The organism is Haloferula sp. A504, from assembly GCF_044385805.1.
Classification (GTDB): domain Bacteria; phylum Verrucomicrobiota; class Verrucomicrobiia; order Verrucomicrobiales; family Akkermansiaceae; genus Haloferula.
On sequence record NZ_JBISBU010000204.1, the window covers coordinates 1 to 503 of the forward strand.

The 503-nt window shown below is 58.3% G+C and carries 1 protein-coding gene; it reads left to right on the forward strand.

Going from position 1 to position 503, the window contains the following annotated elements; genetic code table 11:
* Positions 1-39: 39 nt before the first annotated feature.
* On the forward strand, positions 40-503 hold a 464-nt coding region (locus ACG2LG_RS24195; RefSeq protein WP_396263475.1), incomplete at its 3' end, for a hypothetical protein.

Sequence of the window (503 nt, forward strand, 5' to 3'; positions counted from 1 at the left end):
TCCGGGACTGGGCTCAGTGGGACTTGGGTAGCATCGACCATGACGGTCGACGCTCCCACGCTCAGCTACGGGACCCTGGACTCCTCTGGAAATAAGGTCGATCCCAGTAGCGGGGGCATCGCCTCCGTCAGCACGGGCAGCACTCTCAGCGGCTACCTAGACGATGGCGATACCCTCTGGTTCAGCGTGCTTGTCACGGCGGGAAATCTTGGAACGAACCAGGATTTCGGCTTTGCCTTGGGTACGGACCCCATGATTAATTTGGGTAGAGTGCCGCTTTCTAACAACGGCAATGGCCTGGGCTTCGAGATCTACAAAACCGACCTCTGGACGGGCCTTTGGGTTGATGGCGCAGGTAATACCAGGTCGGGATCAAAGGGCGGTGTGGTCGCCGGTACGACCTATCTAGTTGTCGGCGAAATGATTTTCGGAGCGACCGACACGATCAACATCTACCTCCCTGATGCCGCCCTGAACCAGGGAAGCGTGGTCGCCTCCAATAC